Genomic DNA, 19555 nt, shown 5'->3' on the forward strand with positions numbered 1-19555 from the left:
TCAACATCCATTGTCTATATGAACAGCCAGCTTATTTCTTACTCCGCACTTCAAAAATCGCAAACTTCAGATAGTGTCCTTCGTTAACGCCTAGAATCTGCGGATGGTCTTTGCCTGCGGCACGCCATTCCACAAGTCTCAATACTTTACCTGCATCTTTAGCTGCGTCGGCAATCGTCTCAAGGAATAGATCCGGCTGCATGTGGTACGAACAACTTGCAGTAACCAAATATCCGCCTTCGTTCACCAGCTTCATGCCGTGTAGATTGATATCCTTGTAACCACGGCAAGCACCTGCTACTGCACTTTTGGTTTTCGCAAACGCTGGAGGGTCTAGGATAACTACATCCCAAGTTTTACCTCCACCTGCTGTCATCGGCTTGGAGGTATCCGTTTTGGTTGTTTTGCCTCCGGATTTAGCATTTGTAGACGCTGCTGTTGATTCCGTTCCGCTTGCAATCGTCGCGCGCTCCGAACGTTCCTCCAGACCTTTTACCTGATTGCGCAGGTAGGCAAAAGCATCATCCACTACAAATTCCACTCGATCACTAAAACCATTCAGCTCCACATTGACTTTGGCACTCTCTATGGCATGAGCGGAAACGTCAAGGCAGGTTACTTTTTTCGCACCATACTTGCAAGCATGCAGAGTGAAGCTGCCTGTGTGCGAGAAACATTCCAGCACTGTAGCACCATCCCAATAAGGGAAGGTTACATGTTTACCACTCTTGTTTACCGGCAAAGTTTGTAACGAGCCATCTTCTGCTTCGATTTCTTGCAGCGTAATGCCACTTCGTCCACCCCAGCCCTTCATGAGTGGGGCAATAGATGCTCTATTCTCACGCTGATCAAAGAAGTAGCCTGTCTTTTGGCCCTCTTCGATATCTACTACCAGCTTAAGGCCATTCTCACTTACGGTAACATGACGTGGGCATTCCCCGTACAGCACACCTGTAGTTTGCTCCATCCCTTCCAGTTCGCGCACGCTAACATCACTGCGTTCATAAATACCACGCGGTGCCATAACCTGTACAAGTGCTTCAACAATCTCTGTACGGCGCTTGTCCATTCCGAGTGTAAGGAGTTGTACAACCAGAATATCCCCGAACCGATCCACAATAAGCCCTGGCAAAAAGTCCGCCTCACCATAAACCAAACGATATGCATCTGCCCCAGGGAGGAAACGTTCTCTATGGTGCAGACAATTCGTAAACCGTTCTACGAAAAAAGCTGTATCCATGATCGCCAGTGGTCCCTGCGATACAATTCTCACCCGGATTTGCGATGCTGGATTGTAATAGCCCACGGCCAAAAACCGGCCTTGATGATTTAGGACATCTACTAATCCCCCTTCTTCTGGGTTTCCTTCAACTGATGCAACTTCACCTGCGTAGACCCATGGATGGCCCTGTTCTAATCTTTTTTTGCGATTGCGTTCTAAAATAACCGATGCCAATGACTTCAACTCCCTGTTTTTCTAAAAATGATTTTATACATGTCCTACTTGTTACTTTCATATATTGGTGTACAACCCTCGTCCAAAGGAGTATGCCCTATGTTCCGTGAACTGCTTTTCCCTATCATATATGGTCTTATTATCTTTCTGGCTGGCATGAAGCTAATGGAAACAGCCTTGTCCAAGCTCGCAGGCCCTCTGATGACTAGAAGCCTTAATAAGGCTACCTCTACACCAATCAAAGGAATGATTGCCAGTAGCTTGCTGTCGGCCCTGCTTCAGAGCAGCACGGCTGTAACCGTGTTGACGATCGGTATGGTGAATGCCGGCCTGCTCACCTATGCTCGTACACTAGGCATTATCTTAGGTAGCAACATCGGCACTACTTTGACCACAGAACTGATCGGACTTCAGATCAATTCCATGGCCTCCCCATTGCTGGCTGCCTCGCTGAGTCTGTGGGCAGCTGCGGTTATAGCAGGCGAGTTACCACATACGTCACGGGCGGTAGCACTGTGCCGGAAAATATCAGAGCCGCTGCAATTCATCAGCCTGGCTGTATCAGGATTCGCCCTAGTCTTATGGGGAATCGCAGTCATGCAATCCATCGGCGGAACTCTTCAAGAGAGTGGCCTATTCCTCTGGTTCCTGAATCATGCCGCCACAAGTGCCCTATGGGGACTCGCCGCAGGTGCCTGCTTAACTGCCCTGTTACATAGCAGCGCAGCAGTTATAGCCATGGCCATGGGCATTGCTGCCTCGGGTGCCATGCCACCAGAGCTCGGCATAGCCATCGTGCTCGGTGCCAACGTCGGTACCTGCGTCACGGCAGTCATCGCTTCCATCGGCGGCTCGTCTTCTGGCGTCTTTGTCGCTTGGTCGCATGTTGTCCTCAATGTAAGCGGTGCGCTACTGTTCCTACCTCTTATTGGGCCCCTACAAGCAACTGCTGCATGGATTGGCGGAGGAGCCGCCTCACAAATCGCCCATGCACAGACTATTTTTAACGTAGTATGCTCGCTAATCGCACTGCCATTATGTTACCTGCCTGTATGGTCAAGACTGGAGAAACGTCTTCAATCGTAACAATATACTGTAACGCCTGATCCCAAACTTTCCACAACTGTACTATTATACTTCAATCGAAAATATTATAAAACCGCGATCCATCGTAAAAAGTGATTACCGTCGAAGATATTGCGATCAGAGCGAATATGATTAAAGCAATATAGTCATTTCTTGAGAACGGACGACTGCTGTACCAAGTCCGTTTTCTATTAGTTCCGAAGCCACGTAACTCCATAGCCGTACTAATATTCTCAATTCGCTCAATGCTAGTCAGAATCAAGGGCATTAGAATCGAAATGATATTTTTAAGCCGCTTAGGCAGCTTTTCTTTTCGAGAGATGTCTATTCCCCGTGCCTGAGCAGAGAACGATATATTCTCATAATCTCTTTGGATATCCGGAATGTACCGCAACGCAAGCGATACAGAATACGCAATTTTATAATTCACACCAATCCGGTTTAAAGACGCTGCGAACTCACTAGGATTTGTCGTTAGAAGGAACAACAGTGCCATGGGAATGACTACTGCATACTTAAGGGCAATATTTAATTGATAGAATAGCTGCTCATATGTAACGGTATACCGACCTACAAGATGAACAATATCATGACGTGAACCGTAAACCTTTACACCTTCCAAAGGAGAAAAAATAAAGATAGCTATATGATTAAGCACAAAGAAGATCAGGATAAAATATAGTACGAAAGCATAATCCTGAAATTGAACTTTAGAGACTCTAAAGGCAATCAAACTAAATAATAGCATCACTATTAAACATCTTGTATCATATGTAATCATCCCTGTCACAGACCACACTATAAATAAAATCAGCTTAGTAGCGCCTGTAAGAAGGTGAATAGGTGAATCTTGCTTCGTAAAAGTTAACATTGTGGCCTTCATCCGCCCCGGCTCCTCCTGTCGTATGCAATAAATCTTCTTACGAACTCTTCTGGCTGATCCAATTGGACCTTCATAGCCAATGTAAATAGTGAGGTCTCTTTCAAATTAGCATTCCTCACTACTTCTATATCGGTTAATACTCGCTCAGGGCTATCATCAGCAAGCTTAATACCATCAGACAACACTACAGCTCTATCGGCATACTCCAGCATAAGATGCATATCATGCGTAATCATAATGACCGTCATTCCCTGTTCCCGAAGCATCAAAAGAAATTCCATCATTTCGTTGTAGTGCCTATAATCCTGTGCTGCAGTCGGCTCATCTAATATGATCACTTCCGGCTCCAGGACCATAATAGATGCAATAGTCACACGTTTCTTCTGACCGTAGCTGAGCGCAGAGATGGGCCAGCTACGAAAAGCGTATAGACCGCATATTTTCAAAACATGATGCACTCGCTCACGAATAATCTCCTCGGACACCCCTCGTAATTTAAGGCCTAGCGCAACCTCATCATATAAAAGCGTCTTAGAAATCATATGATTAGGATTCTGCATCACGAAACCGATCCGCTCTGCCCGCTCCTTAATCGTATCCTTGGCAATATCCCTTCCGTTCATCAATATCGAACCGGAAGTGGGCTTATAAAAGCCACAGATAAGCTTAGATACCGTGGATTTCCCGGCACCATTTCTCCCAGCTATACAGACCATTTCTCCTTTATGAATAAGAAGGTTAAGTTTATGAAGTACTGGTCTGCTCTTCTCATAACCGAATGAAACATCATGTAACTCAAGGATAGGTAGACTCTCACGTTTATCCTGCTGCGAATTATTATTATCATACCAGTACTCAAGCTTGCTGGAGCAAGAGTCCAGCCGAATTTCATCTATATGCTGTGGATTCATATCTGATGCAATCGTACATCCTGCATACTTTAAAGCCGTTAAATAGAGAGGTTCCCGAATACCTACTTCTGAAAGTAAGCGAGTGCTTAATAGCTCAGCGGCTGGCATATCCGCCGCAATGCGTCCGTCATGGATCACAATAATGCGGTCCACCGCACGGTGAAGTACTTCCTCGAGTCTGTGCTCGATAATAATAACCGTTTTACCGGTCTCTTTTTGCACTCGGTCAATAAGCTCAATCGCTTTTGTGCCGGTATATGGATCTAAGTTTGCCAAAGGCTCATCAAACAACAGGATGTCCACATCACCAACTAGAACACCAGCTAAGGTTGTTTTCTGCTTCTGACCACCTGACAATTCCTGAGGTGACGCTCCCAAATATTCGTGGATATCCACGGCTGTTGCCGCAGCCACTACCTTTTCTATCATTTCGGCCTGTTGAACCGCGTGATTCTCCAGACTGAAGGCGATATCCTCACCAACCGTTAATCCAACAAATTGTCCATCCGGGTCTTGTAGTACAGTCCCGACCTGATCCGACAATGCCGCAATACTAAGTTCTTTCTGCTCCAGACCCATAATTCGCAATGACCCAGACATTTCACCTTTATAGGCAAAAGGGATGAGTCCGTTTATACAATGAGCCAGTGTACTTTTTCCAGAACCAGAGGGTCCCACAATAAGTACCTTCTCCCCTTCGGCAATCGTTAAGTTGATATCTGTGAGTGTAGGCTCCTGCTGTGCTCGATATTGAAAACTAAAATCCTTAAATTCAATCACTGCTTTTTTCATCCTTGACCTTCCTCTTAGCTTCGTTTGAAGAATTTCACTTCCATTATATGTTTTACAGCCATAAAAAAGCCGGTGATCTCCACCGGCTTTTGGTTTGGATTATATGCTACTCAGGCTTCTCTGGTCAAGCTGCCTTGCTTCGTTCTTGTCTTTGCATATGCAATTGCGAGTAGTGAGCCAATCACTGCTACAGTGACTATATTGGATGCTCCGGCGATAAGTCCTTGTGTGAATACTTTATTCGCTGGTTCTGCATAGATTAGAATATCCAGTACAGGTGCTACTAAGAACCAGGCGATTGCGTTTGCTACAATCTGGGCCAGATTAAAACGAATCAGTTCCTTTCGCCCGAACTCCCCGTCATGAATCCCAATTCTAGCCACAAGCAGACCAACAACGAGCCCAACAATTCCAGAAGCGATCACCCAACTGAACCAAGGGGAACCATAAAAAATCGCATCCTTTAGTGTATGTCCGATCAGGCCAATGAGTAATCCGGCAAACGGACCGTACAACAGTGCGAACAATGCCAGTAAAGCGTATGTAGTCTCAATGTTAGTGTTTGGAATTCCGGATGGAATCGAACCGAACCTGCCCAAAATAACGAATAAAGCAGAACCGATACCAATCGCAACAATCGTCTTAATCGATAACACCTTTTGTTTTGCCATATTTTCATCTCCCCCAACGCTTCTCTTTTATTTTATGTAATTATACATCGGAATAGTCGGAATTAATATAGATTAAAATAAAAAAATCTGCAAAGCAACATTAATGTTGGCTTTGCAGACCCAGACCACTTATAGAGTTATTATATGATTTGTTTTATCTATTTCACAGTAACGGTTACCGTCACTGTCTTGGTGCCAATCTTTCCTTTAATGGATGCCGTTCCTTTGCTCACAGCTACAATCTGGCCGCTAGCAGATACTCTAGCTACAGAAGGCTTAGAGCTAGTCCACGCCGCACTTCCAGTAACAATAGCGGTCTTCCCTGTATCATACTGCGCAATCACAACTGCATTCTGAACAGCTCCTGGAGCCATCTTCAGTCTATTCTCGTTGACAGTCAACTTCATTAGCTTAGGAACTACATTAATTTTGACACTAGCAGCGAGCCCTTGGTAAGAACCTGATAACGTCGCAGTTCCTTCTGTTATGGCTTTAACAGATGTACTTTTAACCGTGGCAACTGCTTCATTCGAGGACTCCCAATTCATGCTGCTGGAGATATTCCCCGTCTTACCATTAGAGTAGTAAGCCGTTACCTTTATGGATTTAGAACCTTTAATATTCAATTCAATCGCATTCGGTTCTACAACAATTTTAGTAACCTTTTGTTCAATAGTAACCGGGATACTAATAGTCTTATTAGCGTAGGTTCCCTTTAAAGTGGCAGAACCCTTCACCAGACCTTTGATTACCTTGCCGGAAGAGGTTGTCTTGATAATTGCATTCGTACCGGTAATCTCCCATTCCATAGTACTTGTAGCATCGAGTTCATTCCCATTTTCCATCACAGCTTTGACTTCAGGAACAGCCTTCTCTTCACCAGTAACAATCACAACGTTTTCCTCTGGTCCGAGCAAAATATGAACCTTATCTTTAACTGTAACACTCACTACAACACTTTTTTCCCGGATAGCCGCTTTGGAGGAGGTAGGATTCTCTGATTTTATTTTGCCGACAATATTAACAGTACCAGCCTTTTCAGCAACGAGCTTGCCATCTTTGATGGTGGCGATCTCATCGTTGGCAGAAGTCCACTCGATTTCTTGACTGAGATCCAGTTTCGTTCCATCTAGCTTAGTTCCGTTGACCTTTGGCAAACTAACGGAATCCTCTGTGTACATGTCCAGTTCCTTTTTATCAGCTTCCAACTCAGTAATCGTAGGATATACCGTCAACTTAAAGCTTTTATTAATCCCTCTGTACTCTGCTTTAATAACCGATGTTCCCACTGCTTTTGCGGTGATCGCTGCAGCATCAGTACCCGCAGTAACCGTCGCCGCGAGTTGGTTGTCCGAACTCCATACTGCACTACTGGATACATTCGGAGTGGAATTCGCAGCATCTCTAACTTCTGCTTTAACGTTCAAGCTCTCACCCATAAACAAGAATTGATCGCCTGATGGAGTAAGCAATAACGCCTCGTAAGGAGCACGTACATATACATCCACAGTTTGTGTAATCCCCAGATAAGATACTGTAATTACAGCTTTTCCTGCGGACAGTACTTTGATTTCTCCCTTGTCTACAGTAGCGACACTTGTATTAGAAGATGACCATTCCGCTTTCTCTGAAATATCATTTGCGGTCGTCTTTGTAGTCTCTTTGGTAAACGCAGCTACTTTCACCGGATTATCGCCAACGAGCATTTCAATTTCCTTAATTACGATACCCTTATCATTTTTAAGCTCAATTTCAGAATAAGGCAATTTGACTACAGCTTTAAAGGTTGCTGTTAGATCCTTGTATTTGGCAGTAATGGTTGAGGTACCTTCACCCGCCAGTGTGATTTTACCTTCTGCAATCGTCAATACGCTTGTATTGGAGCTGCTCCAAGTGGTATCAGCCGTTACATCCTTGGCAGAAGTCGCTGTTTCGCCACCAATCGCATTGGCTTTGACCAACAGTTTATCCTCTTCGTCACCCAATTTATAGTTCCCTTCGGAGCTATATTCAAGCTTCAATTCTTTGATCGGATGTGAAACCTCTACTTCTATAGTAGCGAGTGCATGATTATAAGTAGCTGTAATAATAGCCTTTCCGCTATCTATTGGAGTCAATAAGCCATTTACTACTTTTACAGCGTTAGTGTTAGAAGAATTCCATACCACTGCACCGGTCACATCTCTTTTGGAGGAGGACCCTTCCACATTCGCATATACCTTCAGTTGCTTTGGCGTTTGTCCAACCGTAAGCTGCACTTTGGCTGAGCTTTCAAACTCAATCGAGTTGATATCGCCGGCAGCTGCAAAGACACTTACCGGAAAAACCGCAGTAGCTAACAATATCATGATGAGGAGCATTTTCGTCATTTTCCTGTACACAGTCATTTGTTCTCTCCCTTAGGTTATAATGTCGTTTGGTGGTTTATCCCCACACTCTTTTACTTATATCGACAATTGTACACCAAGTGTTTACCCTATAACTCCATAAAGCCAAATTCAGGACTTTCAGACTAGATAATCAGGTGATAGGTTGATCAATATATTAGGAAGTAATATGCTAGCTACTACAGTCTTTTTTTGAACCAAGGGGGCTATGATGAGTTTAGAGAACTTTCAACTAGAGACAATCCCTACTCCAAAAGAGGAGGATAGCTGCTGGAATGATAGCTGTAAGCAGCTCACCTGTTGCTATTATCGTTACGATATTTATCGTGAATCTTCGTCATATTTTGCTTAGTGCAGCTCTGTCACCTTATTTCCGGCATCTCACCCCACTGAGAAACATGCTGGTTGGAACCCTGCTGACAGATGAGACCTTTGGAGTTGCTATTAATCAAACAGTGAATAAGCAAAAAATCAGTGAAAAATGGATGCATGGCCTTAATCTCACTGCCTATTTAAATTGGTTTATTGCGAATATAGCAGGAGCTTTTTTGGCACAGTGGATTTCTGATCCAGATCAATTCGGTCTACAGTTTGCTTTACCTGCCATGTTCATTGGCATCCTTGTTATTTCCATGATTGATCGTAATAAAATAAAACTTGATTTAGTTGTCGCAATCCTAGCAGTAATCATCGCTGTAGCTAGCTCCTTCGTATTCTCCGGTAGTGTGGGTGTCATTATTGCAACGGTCATTGCGTCAACAGTAGGGATGGTGCTTGAAAAATGGAAGTGAGATGGGATGTATTTTTGATTATTCTAGGGGCGGCTTTGGTAACCTTCATACCAAGGGTGGTTCCATTAATGATTCTAAGCCGATTCGAATTGCCTGAATGGGGAATGCGCTGGTTAAATTATGTTCCTATCTCTGCTATGGCGGCACTAATAGGTCAGGAGATCCTCTTAAATGATGGAAAATTCTCGCCTATTGCTAATAACGTTGAGCTTTTTGCGGCAATCCCTACTTTTTGGATCGCTATTAAGACCCGGAGTTTGCTAGGAACTGTACTGGTTGGGATTGTTTCGATCATGATCCTGCGGATGTTTTTTTGATCATGCAGGGGACCCCAAAAGCAATGAGTTACCGTGGCTGCTGCTCCCCCCCGTCTCTTATCTGACCACTTCTTGGCGCTACTCGTAAGAATTCGTTATCAGGAATAGCTGCATTATTTCTGCGTAACGATCAGGATTCATCATGCCAGTTTCGTCCATAAAAGAGTTAAAAAGATGACTTAGTACAAGTCATTTATAGTGATTGTAAGCAAGAGCTTCTCTTTCAGGCGCTCCGCACCACCTTCTCAGCGATATCGGGGGATTTATACCCCTCTTTCTCACGTTTCGCGCCTTTCGGGCGATATCTGGGGGATTTATACCCCTCTTTCTCACGTTTCACACCTTTCGGACGATATCTGGGGGATTTATACCCCTCTTTCTCACGTTTCACGCCTTCCGGGCGATATCTGGGGGATTTATACCCCTCTTTTTCACCTTTCGCGCCTTCCGGGCGATACGGGCGCAGTTTTGGGCTTCTTTACAAAATCACTGCTAATATATGTACCACTTTTCCAAGAATATTGTCCCTGGAGTCCGAAAGTATGCTCAAATGACTAAAAAGTATGCTGGTATCTCCATATAAAACCGCAAGATTAGGAGAGAGCTATACCTCTCCCATGTAGCAGCTATTCCTCTGCTATGCGGTTACATTTCTCAGCTAACGCCAAACACACAAAGGAGCAATTCTCCATTAACGGGAGAATTGCTCCTTTGCTGTCTTTTAACTAACGTCTATTCCTTAACGAACAGCCAGCTTAAGACCGCTCTGACTAACCCCGACCAATTCGCCTCGGCATTCGTTCACACCTGCTTCGGTGATCTTCACCTCACAAAGTTCTCCTTGAAGTGAATCCTCTCCATCAAAGAAGACCTGCAAATAGTTGTCGCTGAATCCATGCTGGATATTGCGGCCCGGAGCTCCTTTAGCGGATCTTTCCGGAATCACACTAAGCGTCTGTCCTACAAACTTACGGGCATATGCTAATTGCATTTCTTCGGATAGATCAATCAGCTCCTGCACGCGTACATTTTTGATCTCCTCATCGATCTGATTCTCCATCCGCGCTGCAGGAGTACCTGTCCGCTTGGAATACGGGAATACATGCATCTCCGAGTAATTTACAGCCTTCATGAAATCGTATCCGGCACGGAACATCTCATCGGTCTCACCCGGGAATCCAACGATAACGTCAGTGGTAATCCCGACATCTGGCATCGCCTGGCGGATCAATTGCATTTTGGCGTAATACTCTTCTGTCGTATATTTACGGCGCATCGCTTTCAGCACATCATTATGTCCGGCTTGTAACGGAATATGCAGATGACGGCACATTTTGGAGGAACGGTTCAGCACCTCAAGCAGCTTCTCATCAATCTGACTAGCTTCGATAGAACTGATACGCACCCGTTCCAGACCATCTACCTTATCTAGATCCCACAGTAAATCGGAAAGACGGTAATTATCAAGATCATCACCGTAACCTCCGGTATGAATACCCGTTAGTACAAACTCCTTATACCCTGCTTCTACCAATTGATGCGCTTGAGCTACGATGCTTTTTGGATCACGGCTGCGAGAAAGTCCACGCGACCATGGAATGATGCAGAAGGTGCAGAAGTTGTTACAACCATCCTGAATCTTCATAAAAGCACGCGTCCGATCCGCAAAGCCTGGCACATCCATCTCTTCGAACTCACGTGTCTTCATAATATTACGCACAGCATTGACCGGCTGACGTGAGGCTTCAATATTCTTCACATGTGTCATGATCTGATCGCGGTCCTGGTTACCGATGACAAGGTCAACTCCAGGAATATCTAGAATCTCCCCAGGAGAGGTTTGTGCGTAGCAGCCTGTTACGGCTACGATGGCCTCTGGATTACGGCGCACGGCACGTCGGATCATTTGACGGCTTTTTTTGTCACCTGTGTTAGTTACTGTACAAGTATTAATCAGATATACATCGGCGGGACCCTCGAAATCAACCTGCTCGTAACCTTCATTTTTAAATAGCTGCCAAATGGCTTCGGTATCATAGAAATTCACTTTACAACCTAAAGTATAAAACGCTACGGATGGCATCTCTTAAGCTCCTCCCATTTCTCCAGATTCATATAATATACAAGCAGCGGCAACCATGCCCGCTGTCTCACAGCGCAGAATTCGCCGTCCTAGTCCTACGGTTACTGCCCCGGCTTCTTCTGCCTTGAGGCATTCCTCCGGAGTAAAACCTCCTTCAGGACCTACCACAACCATAATTTTCCCGCCAGACTGCGGCGAAAGCGATGCTAACCATGGAGCGACGCTGCTTCGAAGCTGTAAGCCTTCCTCTTTTTCATAACAGAAATAAACAGCATCATATTCACTAAAAGTCTGCAAAAGCTGTTTCCAGGACAACGGTGACCCTACAGACGGAACGATGTTCCGATGAGCCTGTTCGGCAGCTTCCTTACAAATTTTACGCCAGCGATCCAGTCGTTTGCTTTCTTTACGCTCGTCGTATTGTACTATTGTGCGTTCTGACAGAAAAGGAACAAAGCCTACAGCACCAATCTCTGTACACTTCTGAATGACAGTTTCCATCTTATCGGCTTTAGGCAAGCTCTGAGCGACTGTAATTTTAATTCGAGGTTCATGCGTCATCTCCAAGGACTCCAAAATGTTCACAGTGACTTCCCCAATTTCAATCTGCGCAATCTCTACTAATGCCTCACGGGAAACACCATCGCTAACAATAAGCTTGTCCCCTGCCTTACCACGCATCACTTTAGCGATATGACGGGCATCTTCCCCATCAATTCTCACGGTATCCGCACCAAACTGCTCCGGTGTAACGAAATATCGCTGCATCTCATCATCATCCTGTTCATAAATTCAGTAACAAGTATAAACGCCTTCGGCGTCCTTATAAGGACGGTAAGCGTTTAATCGAAAAATATAAGTCATAAAGTATAGAGTGGTACTTATACTTTCTTATATTTGAAGAAACGGCTTAGTCGCCCTTATAAGGACATCACCCGTTTCTTCAAGAAATATAAGGTTCGGTCAGACGAAAATTAACGATCAAATTTTGATCAAATTACATAATACAATGTTTGACAAAGGTTGAACAGACTTCATCCCTTGCCTTAGCTGCCAAAAATTCTTAGAGACAACTGTACAAATGTTCTCGACATTTCACTAGCCCAGCCTGCGAGCGGATCAATCGTATACGTCCGTAGCCCAGGAATAAACAGAATCAATAAAAAGAGAAATACAGCCCATTGTTCAAATTGCTGTAATTTGCCGCGGATCGAACGTGGGGCGATATCTTCCACAATCCGATAGCCATCCAGTGGCGGCAGCGGAATAAGATTGAACAGAAACAGAAAGAAGTTCCATTGAATGAAGGTGCCAAAGAATAAGTATACAGCCTCAAGCATGCGATCATTCGAGATATTATCTAGAACTCCAGTTGCCGCAAGTGCACCGTATATTATAGCACCAATAATTCCTAAGAGCAGGTTACTGATTGGTCCCGCAGCCGACACGATGACTCCCATGAGACGAGGACGACTAAAGTTATCGCGGTTTACCGGAACCGGACGTGCCCAACCGAAGCCAGCAACTAGCAGCAGCAAAATACCAAAGAAATCGAAATGAACAGCAGGATTAAGCGTCATGCGGCCAAGTAATCTTGCCGTTGGGTCACCGAACTTATTCGCGAAATATGCATGACTGAATTCATGTACTGTAAAAGCAATTAAAATTGTAATGAGCAGGAAAGGAAGCTGATCTAAATCTACTCGAATTATATTTTGTAATATATCCATCTTTACCTCTTTCCGGCTGTAAACGCCACCCAATCTTCCTCACGGGATATTTCAATAATCTCAAAACCAGACGCTTTCAGCGCGTTCGCTACAAGTCCTTCTTTATCTTTATATATACCTGAGGTAATGTAGAGGCCTCCAGGCTGAAGCGCGCGGTACACATCATCCGTAAACAATACGATGATTTCCGCCAAAATATTCGCAACTACAATTTGTACAGGCAATGTCACGCCAAGGCTGCCTTCTTGCTCTTGCTTAGCAGGAACGGCTCCTTCTAGTGAGTGACCAGGTCTAGCGGATGGCCACATCTCTCCAGCCGCTGTATCAGCTACGCCTTCCCCGCCCAGCAGCGATAGAAGATCGCTCTCTTTTACCGTTATGGATGATTCAAGCTTGTTAAGGGCTACATTCTCCCGTGCACTTTCCACAGCCACCGGATCTAAATCTAAGGCCAATACGGATTTTGCACCTAGCAGCATCGCACCTACAGCCAAAATTCCTGAACCGGTGCCGACATCGATAACTTCTTCACCGCCGCTAATATTCTTTTCAAGTGCACGGAGGCACAGAGCTGTTGTAGGGTGAGTCCCAGTACCAAATGCCATGCCAGGGTCGATCTCAATGATGGCTTCATCTGGACTCTCAGGCGTATATTCCTCCCAGGTTGGTTTAATGGTAAGACGTTTGGATACGCGTAGCGGCTTGAAATATTGCTTCCATGCATGCGCCCATTCGTCTTCATCCACAGTCTTCCAAGAAATCAACGCTTTGCCTGGATCAATCCCGTACTCATGCAATTCGGCTACCCGTGGAGTCAATTCTTCTATAACAGCATCCATATCTGTGGAATCGGCATAATACCCTTTTATGACCGCTTCCCCTTCAGGAATATCATTCAAAGGTTGGTCGTACAATTCACCGTAACGTGTATCCCGTTCTTTATTCAGAGTGCCGGATTCCTCGATAGAAACCCCACCCGCACCAGCTTCATATAAAAAATTCGAAATCATTTCCTGTGCTTCTTCTGTTGTATGTATCGTCACTTCATGCCATAACATCTTTATGTAATCCTCCTAAAAGTTTTGTGAGCATTTGCTTCATTGGTTTACTTCGTGCAAAACTCGCTTCGAAAGCATAGGCTTAGTTTTGTGAGCATTTGCTTCATTGATTTACTTCGTGCAAAACTCGCTTCGAAAGCATTCGCTTCATAGTATAACATTTCTTATTGGTGTAACGCCAAACTACAGCTCAACGACCTACGACGTCCTCTTTACACCTACAAAAGCAGTTGAGCGAATGATCATCCACCATCCCCGATGCCTGCATAAAAGCATAACATATTGTAGTACCCACAAACTTCATGCCTTTCTTCTTTAATGCCTTACTCATCTCATCAGACTGAGCCGTCGAAGCAGGTACATCTGCACGAGTCTTCCAATGATTAATAGTTGGCACACCTCCGACAAAGCTCCAGAGATACTCTGCAAAGCTGCCATATTCCTCGCAAATTTGCAAATACACACCCGCATTACGAATGATAGCATCAATTTTCAATCGATTTCTAATAATCCCTGGATCACTCATTAGCTCTGCCATTTTGGCTTCATCATAATGGACAATCTTATTCGGATCAAATCCGTCAAATACCTCTCTGAAACGCGCCCGTTTTTTTAGTACCGTGTACCAGCTCAGCCCTGCCTGCATCCCTTCCAGCATAAGCAATTCAAACAGCTTTTGGTCACCATACAGAGGCTTTCCCCACTCTTCATCATGATAGGCAATATATAGAGGATCATCATTGACCCAAGCACAGCGAGTGACTTCCATCATTTCCCCCCTTTAATTATTCATAGCTAAACCTTTACAACGTCTACTCACTGTATACGAAAAAAAGGGAAGAACACAAGGTTCATCCCCTAAAAAAGTTATTCTATTTCCTTTAATTATGCTTCTTCTAACTCTTATAACTGGATCTGCACTCTCGTTTCTTTATCCGAATCATCAGTTGTATAGTAGAACATATAGATAGTAGCTTCTGTACCTTTAAAATCCTTATACACATCAATGGCCTTGTTGTTTCCATCCCCCGCGAAATTGACGGTTAGCGGTTTACCTAGGATGCGCTCCTTACCCAACCCGATGTGTGTCTGGTTAATTCCACCGAAGCGAGCATCTTCACTTCCAGTTTCTACATAAAGATCGGATCCTTGCATATAGTATGTCCACTTCACCGGATACCCGTTGAGTTGCTGGATAATCGTCTGTTTCTTTTGAGAGATGTTCGTTAAAAGAAGCGGTATTTTGTCATCATTATTTTTGGTAATTTTATAGCTGCCATGCTGAATCACCTTATATTTAGCTACAAAGGTAATCGGAGTCTCTTTCGTAATTTCAAGATCGACTGGCCGCTCGAAACGAAGCACTGTCAGCTCCGGCTCACCCTCTGGAGATCTCCATAAATTCCCCTCAAGCGTCTTGCCTGCTACTTCAAGAGCATACTTTTTATAAGGGAAGCCATTGTCTATATCCTTACTTCTAACTGTGACTCGAATTTGAGTAGGCGACACAACCATATTCTCCAGCGTGTAATCAGTCTCACCTGCCTCGAGCGGCAGATTTAGACTGGTTTTTATCGTCCCGCTCTCCATCTGCTTTTTACTTAATTGAAGATCGAATGAAAGTGGTCCATTAACATCTTTTTCTTTCTTCATATATTGCAGCTTATAAGTCGTTTGACCACCGGAAACATCCTCCGCCTTAAAGTATTGCTGCGCTGTATACTCCCCTTTTTCTCCTGGTGTACCGAAAGTACCTCCAGGCAGCGAATTTATGAGCGTTCCATTTTTGTAACCGACAATATTTGGATAGGCCCATTCTTTTGCTTCTGGCTGATCAAAAATGATCGCTGAAGAGAATAACATTTTCTCTTGACCTTGGGTAAACGGCTTCACCTCTATGCTGCGCATCCCCTCCTGTCCAATAGGGAAGCTCTGTGTCTCCGTCGAGTGAATATCCAGCGGCAAATCTAACGATTGTTCACTAAAAGCCTGAATATCATTTGTAACTAGCTGAACATTCACGGTGTCCTTCTCTGGTGTCCATTCACTTTCGAAATAACCGTTATAAATTTGGTTCTTTTCGTCCCAGTTCAGATAATTGTACTCTCCAGAACTATTTCCCCCCTCAGTACCTTTCAGGGTCATCTCAGTCACACGCCAAGTTTCACTGTCCTGTCGTTGTCCAACATCCAATGTGAATAAGATGACCGTTCGATTCTCATCCACAATGGCGGTATGTAGCTTTAGCGTCACTCCGTCCTTTGTCACCGATTGATCCAGCTTTTGACCGAGGTTTTGTGCCAGTGCCGCCTGAATACCACCTTTTTCACGGAGCATTGTATCCCAATTATAATGAACTGCCGCATATACTGGCGCCGCCGCTAGAAGTACTGAAAACGATGAAACAAGTGCTATTTTGCTCCAGTTTCTCCCCTGTTTCTGGCTACCACTGCTCATCCGAGCGTGAAAAGATGTTGTATTTTTATGTTCAATTCTCTCCCACATGCTTTCAAAATCAGGATATGTTACACTTTGACCCTCATTTAGCTGATGCTCCAGCATATTCTCCAACTTTTTCATAAGATTCGCCCTCTTTCCGTTCAATTTGAACCCCAGCCTCCAGCAAAATTCTCCGCAATACCTTTAGCCCTTTATGCAGCCTTGATTTGGTCGTCCCGAGCGGGATGGATAGCAGGTCTGATACTTCAGCCAAGCTGAAATCATGCATGTACCTAAGCGTAATCACCATCCGAAGTTTGACTGGGAGCTGGCTCAAATATTTCGCCCATTCCATTGTCGTCTCCCGCTGCTCAATCAATCGTTCTACAGGGATTTCAGGAGACTTCTTAAATAAATAAAGATTGTCTGAGATTTTTTGTTGTAAAGTACGCTTCCGTTTCAAATGATTCAGGCAATGGTTGACCGTTATTTTCATAATCCAAGCCTTCAAATGCTCTACGTTCTCACGATTCGTGTGAAATACGGTAATGAACACATCCTGCGTCAAGTCCTCCGCATCCGCGGCGTCATGCACCATATAGTAGCAGGTCCGATATACATCCTTGTTGTAGGCTTCGAATAATTCCCGGTTAGTCTCCAAATCTCGCGCCCTCCTTTCTTATCTGTGATATCTATATGACAACCAATCTCTGGAAAAGGTTCGTTTTTCTGAGCATAAACTATAGATGCTAGTAATAACAGATGAAAGATAGCAATTATACTCGCAACACAAAAAGCCACTCCCCATAAATCTGAGAACTGGCTTTCCTTTATATTCACGCTAACAGCATACAGAAATTAAATGATATTCATAACCTCTCGTGCTTGTGTATCTAAATCCTGGGCTGAGGAAGAAATATTATTGAAATCATCTAAGGCTATTTGAATCTGCTGTTGACTAGCTTCTATATTTTCTTGCACCTGGTTTGTTCCTTTGGAGATCTTATTGATTTCCAGCGTAATGGCATCCACACTATCTTTCACTTGAATGATCGAATCCTGCACCATGGAAGATAGCTTCCTAACTTCTTTTGCAACCACGTCAAAACCACGCCCAAACTCCCCGGCATGTGCCGCTTCAATTGCTGCGTTAAGCGCTAACAGTTGCGTTTGCGAAGCAATGTTACGAATAGTTTGTACAATTCCCTGAATCGATACCGCTTGTGTCTCCAGATTAGCTAGAGTCTGTGTATTTTCAATGGATACTTCGGCTATTTTATCGATACTCAGCAATAGTTCTTGACTACGTTCAATGCCTTTCTCGGCTCTATGATTTAAGCTGTCCGACATCTCTTTCATCCGCTGTACCACAACACTCATGTTATTTTGTCGATCCGTGATATTAGTCGCTATCTTAGATACGCCAATGACCTGTTCATTATTTTCATCAAAGACAGGCATATATGTAGCTTCCAGCCATACCGCATTTCCTTTTGCATCCATTCGTTCGATCTTATCCTGAACACTTTTTCCTGAAAAAAGATCCTGCCAGAACAGCTCATAGCCCGGGCTATTTACAAAGTGAGGAAAGCAAAACTCTTTATGATGCATACCATACATCTCTTCTTTGTTATACCCCATCGAACTAGCAAAAACGTCATTCACATAAGCCACTCGTCGCTCAAGATCAAACCTTATAATCGCTAAATTTTTTTCTAAAGATCGGACAACAAGCTCATCGGTAACTCCCTGAGAGTGTACCATTCCCATATAATAATTCCTCCTGGATATCTATAAGTTACTCGTCGCGTCATCATGAAGTATATCTGAACAATTATACGCTCTTATTGCGCAGAGAGAAATACATGATTCTTATTAAATTTATTAAAATTCGTTGTTAAAAAAGGCCGATGGCGAGTGAGTATTGCTCATTTCTAATAGATTGATCCCTGAAATACTTTTAAGTGATGATAATTAGGGAAAACCTCCCTATAAATACACGAATATCGAAGATTTATCTCTTTTTTGGGGAAATGCTCCCTATAATCTTATAAAATCAAGCCTTTTTCTAGTTTTAAGAGTTATTTGTGGGAGATTCTCCCTAAAAGCTCACATTTTTAGGCGTCTGGAGAAAAATACAGGGAGTTTTTCCGTAATTATTTTTAACCACAAAAACCCCAGCCGTAATTCCAGCCAGGGTTCGAAGCAAGTTCCTATTAATACTAATTTGTCTCTTGAAAATGCACATACCAAACGGTCCAGCAAACATAGCCCTTATATGTACATTTCCTTATTTCTTGGATCCGTAATCTCCCATCTTGATTCCCCATACTGAATCCTTCTGATGGGCAGCAGCCTCCTTTAAACTTGGAAGTCTTGCATCTTGAGGACTATGTCTTTCCAAATACATCACAAACGCCTGGCGAACCCCAATCTCAGCATCCAGTTTATTAAGTTCGTTCGGGTGTTTCTCCATCTCGGCTAATTCTACTTCCCAACGGTATAAATCGCTTGCCTCAGATCGTTCCAGCCGAACTTTTTCAGTTAGCTCCCGCAGCTCACGGTAGGCCTGTTTTACTTTTGAAGAGTACAGTTGCTTCTGATTCATAAAAGTTAAGAATGCGATAAGCAGTGCTAAACCTATCCATAAAATAACGTTGTCCATATTCTCCCCCCTGTTTGGGCTATTCTCCTAATTATACACACCAGAACGCAAAAATACCCCACAATGTGAGGTATCTGCCTTAGCTTTTAGCATCTATTCTTTTTTCATAATTTCATGCAGCTGACGTTTGTCTGCTTCTAAAGCCCGGGCCTGGGCTTCGATATCCTCCAGATCTGCCTCCGCTGCTGAAAACTCTACGTCCTCTGCCTTCGCCTCGTACAGCATTTTCATCTTCTCGGTCTTTGAGAATATTTGCGAGTTCTCTCTATCCATAGTATCGATCGTC

General features: G+C 43.9%; 18 protein-coding genes and 1 pseudogene. 3 read left to right on the forward strand and 16 right to left on the reverse strand.

Features of this window, described 5'->3' with window-relative positions; all coding sequences use genetic code 11:
• Nucleotides 1-31 precede the first annotated feature (31 nt).
• Nucleotides 32-1456: a class I SAM-dependent rRNA methyltransferase gene (locus tag MKY19_RS23415; protein ID WP_339798033.1), complete on the reverse strand. Its 1425-nt coding sequence runs from the start codon at nucleotides 1454-1456 to the stop codon at nucleotides 32-34.
• A 99-nt stretch (nucleotides 1457-1555) separates the two neighbouring features.
• On the opposite strand from MKY19_RS23415, the gene MKY19_RS23420 reads away from it, so the two are divergent.
• The gene (locus MKY19_RS23420; RefSeq protein WP_339798036.1) at nucleotides 1556-2542 is read left to right on the forward strand and encodes a Na/Pi symporter; all 987 of its coding nucleotides are present in this window, start codon (nucleotides 1556-1558) and stop codon (nucleotides 2540-2542) included.
• 52 nt (nucleotides 2543-2594) lie between these two features.
• Here MKY19_RS23420 and MKY19_RS23425 read toward each other — a convergent pair whose 3' ends face one another.
• From MKY19_RS23425 to MKY19_RS23440, 4 genes are all read right to left on the reverse strand, one after another.
• A complete protein-coding gene (locus MKY19_RS23425; protein WP_339798039.1) occupies nucleotides 2595-3425 on the reverse strand; it encodes an energy-coupling factor transporter transmembrane component T in 831 nt (276 codons plus the stop codon).
• Nucleotides 3422-5128, reverse strand: a complete 1707-nt coding sequence (locus tag MKY19_RS23430) for an ABC transporter ATP-binding protein (RefSeq protein WP_339798042.1) — start codon at nucleotides 5126-5128, stop codon at nucleotides 3422-3424. Before MKY19_RS23430 ends, MKY19_RS23425 begins: the two co-directional genes overlap by 4 nt.
• Before the next feature lie 110 nt (nucleotides 5129-5238).
• The gene (locus MKY19_RS23435; protein ID WP_042190972.1) at nucleotides 5239-5799 is read right to left on the reverse strand and encodes an ECF-type riboflavin transporter substrate-binding protein; all 561 of its coding nucleotides are present in this window, start codon (nucleotides 5797-5799) and stop codon (nucleotides 5239-5241) included.
• A gap of 158 nt (nucleotides 5800-5957) precedes the next feature.
• Nucleotides 5958-8168: a hypothetical protein gene (locus tag MKY19_RS23440; protein ID WP_339798045.1), complete on the reverse strand. Its 2211-nt coding sequence runs from the start codon at nucleotides 8166-8168 to the stop codon at nucleotides 5958-5960.
• Nucleotides 8169-8449: 281 nt separating this feature from the next.
• On the opposite strand from MKY19_RS23440, the pseudogene MKY19_RS23445 reads away from it, so the two are divergent.
• Both MKY19_RS23445 and MKY19_RS23450 read left to right on the forward strand, forming a co-directional pair.
• Nucleotides 8450-8977, forward strand: a pseudogene (locus tag MKY19_RS23445) (AzlC family ABC transporter permease); the annotation flags it as partial.
• Nucleotides 8968-9294 (forward strand): AzlD domain-containing protein, encoded by a 327-nt coding sequence (locus MKY19_RS23450; protein WP_339798048.1) that lies wholly within the window; start codon nucleotides 8968-8970, stop codon nucleotides 9292-9294. The pseudogene MKY19_RS23445 and the gene MKY19_RS23450, both read left to right, overlap by 10 nt.
• A gap of 223 nt (nucleotides 9295-9517) precedes the next feature.
• Here MKY19_RS23450 and MKY19_RS23455 read toward each other — a convergent pair whose 3' ends face one another.
• The 11 genes from MKY19_RS23455 to MKY19_RS23505 all read right to left on the reverse strand — a co-directional run bounded on the left by MKY19_RS23455 (nucleotide 9518) and on the right by MKY19_RS23505 (nucleotide 19542).
• Complete coding sequence (locus MKY19_RS23455; protein WP_339798052.1) at nucleotides 9518-9685, reverse strand: hypothetical protein; 168 nt, start codon at nucleotides 9683-9685, stop codon at nucleotides 9518-9520.
• A 348-nt stretch (nucleotides 9686-10033) separates the two neighbouring features.
• Nucleotides 10034-11377 (reverse strand): tRNA (N(6)-L-threonylcarbamoyladenosine(37)-C(2))-methylthiotransferase MtaB, encoded by a 1344-nt coding sequence (gene mtaB / locus MKY19_RS23460; protein ID WP_339243213.1) that lies wholly within the window; start codon nucleotides 11375-11377, stop codon nucleotides 10034-10036.
• A gap of 3 nt (nucleotides 11378-11380) precedes the next feature.
• A complete protein-coding gene (locus MKY19_RS23465; protein WP_339798056.1) occupies nucleotides 11381-12145 on the reverse strand; it encodes an RsmE family RNA methyltransferase in 765 nt (254 codons plus the stop codon).
• Between the two features lie 278 nt (nucleotides 12146-12423).
• Complete coding sequence (locus MKY19_RS23470) at nucleotides 12424-13107, reverse strand: site-2 protease family protein (protein WP_042190984.1); 684 nt, start codon at nucleotides 13105-13107, stop codon at nucleotides 12424-12426.
• Between the two features lie 2 nt (nucleotides 13108-13109).
• Nucleotides 13110-14165 (reverse strand): 50S ribosomal protein L11 methyltransferase, encoded by a 1056-nt coding sequence (gene prmA / locus MKY19_RS23475; RefSeq protein ID WP_076299675.1) that lies wholly within the window; start codon nucleotides 14163-14165, stop codon nucleotides 13110-13112.
• Between the two features lie 190 nt (nucleotides 14166-14355).
• Nucleotides 14356-14934: a DNA-3-methyladenine glycosylase I gene (locus MKY19_RS23480; RefSeq protein ID WP_339271769.1), complete on the reverse strand. Its 579-nt coding sequence runs from the start codon at nucleotides 14932-14934 to the stop codon at nucleotides 14356-14358.
• A gap of 134 nt (nucleotides 14935-15068) precedes the next feature.
• A complete protein-coding gene (locus tag MKY19_RS23485) occupies nucleotides 15069-16745 on the reverse strand; it encodes a DUF4179 domain-containing protein (RefSeq protein ID WP_339798058.1) in 1677 nt (558 codons plus the stop codon).
• Entirely contained in the window at nucleotides 16705-17265 is a 561-nt protein-coding gene (locus tag MKY19_RS23490; protein ID WP_339266616.1) for an RNA polymerase sigma factor, read from the reverse strand. The genes MKY19_RS23485 and MKY19_RS23490 overlap by 41 nt, the downstream gene beginning before the upstream one ends.
• A gap of 197 nt (nucleotides 17266-17462) precedes the next feature.
• The gene (locus tag MKY19_RS23495; protein ID WP_339798061.1) at nucleotides 17463-18374 is read right to left on the reverse strand and encodes a methyl-accepting chemotaxis protein; all 912 of its coding nucleotides are present in this window, start codon (nucleotides 18372-18374) and stop codon (nucleotides 17463-17465) included.
• 520 nt (nucleotides 18375-18894) lie between these two features.
• Nucleotides 18895-19269 (reverse strand): hypothetical protein, encoded by a 375-nt coding sequence (locus MKY19_RS23500; RefSeq protein ID WP_339798064.1) that lies wholly within the window; start codon nucleotides 19267-19269, stop codon nucleotides 18895-18897.
• A 93-nt stretch (nucleotides 19270-19362) separates the two neighbouring features.
• The gene (locus MKY19_RS23505) at nucleotides 19363-19542 is read right to left on the reverse strand and encodes a YfhD family protein (protein WP_042130382.1); all 180 of its coding nucleotides are present in this window, start codon (nucleotides 19540-19542) and stop codon (nucleotides 19363-19365) included.
• Nucleotides 19543-19555 lie beyond the last annotated feature (13 nt).

It is taken from the genome of Paenibacillus sp. FSL R5-0744, assembly GCF_037972555.1.
In the GTDB taxonomy this organism is placed as follows: domain Bacteria; phylum Bacillota; class Bacilli; order Paenibacillales; family Paenibacillaceae; genus Paenibacillus_AQ.

Coding starts and splice junctions, on each gene's coding strand:
- MKY19_RS23420 (WP_339798036.1), top strand. CDS start 1,556: ATGTTCCGTGAACTGCTTTTCCCTATCATATATGGTCTTATTATCTTT.
- MKY19_RS23425 (WP_339798039.1), bottom strand. CDS start 3,425: ATGAAGGCCACAATGTTAACTTTTACGAAGCAAGATTCACCTATTCAC.
- MKY19_RS23430 (WP_339798042.1), bottom strand. CDS start 5,128: ATGAAAAAAGCAGTGATTGAATTTAAGGATTTTAGTTTTCAATATCGA.
- MKY19_RS23435 (WP_042190972.1), bottom strand. CDS start 5,799: ATGGCAAAACAAAAGGTGTTATCGATTAAGACGATTGTTGCGATTGGT.
- MKY19_RS23440 (WP_339798045.1), bottom strand. CDS start 8,168: ATGACGAAAATGCTCCTCATCATGATATTGTTAGCTACTGCGGTTTTT.
- MKY19_RS23450 (WP_339798048.1), top strand. CDS start 8,968: ATGGAAGTGAGATGGGATGTATTTTTGATTATTCTAGGGGCGGCTTTG.
- mtaB (WP_339243213.1), bottom strand. CDS start 11,377: ATGCCATCCGTAGCGTTTTATACTTTAGGTTGTAAAGTGAATTTCTAT.
- MKY19_RS23465 (WP_339798056.1), bottom strand. CDS start 12,145: ATGCAGCGATATTTCGTTACACCGGAGCAGTTTGGTGCGGATACCGTG.
- MKY19_RS23470 (WP_042190984.1), bottom strand. CDS start 13,107: ATGGATATATTACAAAATATAATTCGAGTAGATTTAGATCAGCTTCCT.
- prmA (WP_076299675.1), bottom strand. CDS start 14,165: ATGTTATGGCATGAAGTGACGATACATACAACAGAAGAAGCACAGGAA.
- MKY19_RS23480 (WP_339271769.1), bottom strand. CDS start 14,934: ATGGAAGTCACTCGCTGTGCTTGGGTCAATGATGATCCTCTATATATT.
- MKY19_RS23485 (WP_339798058.1), bottom strand. CDS start 16,745: ATGAAAAAGTTGGAGAATATGCTGGAGCATCAGCTAAATGAGGGTCAA.
- MKY19_RS23495 (WP_339798061.1), bottom strand. CDS start 18,374: ATGGGAATGGTACACTCTCAGGGAGTTACCGATGAGCTTGTTGTCCGA.
- MKY19_RS23500 (WP_339798064.1), bottom strand. CDS start 19,269: ATGGACAACGTTATTTTATGGATAGGTTTAGCACTGCTTATCGCATTC.
- MKY19_RS23505 (WP_042130382.1), bottom strand. CDS start 19,542: ATGGATAGAGAGAACTCGCAAATATTCTCAAAGACCGAGAAGATGAAA.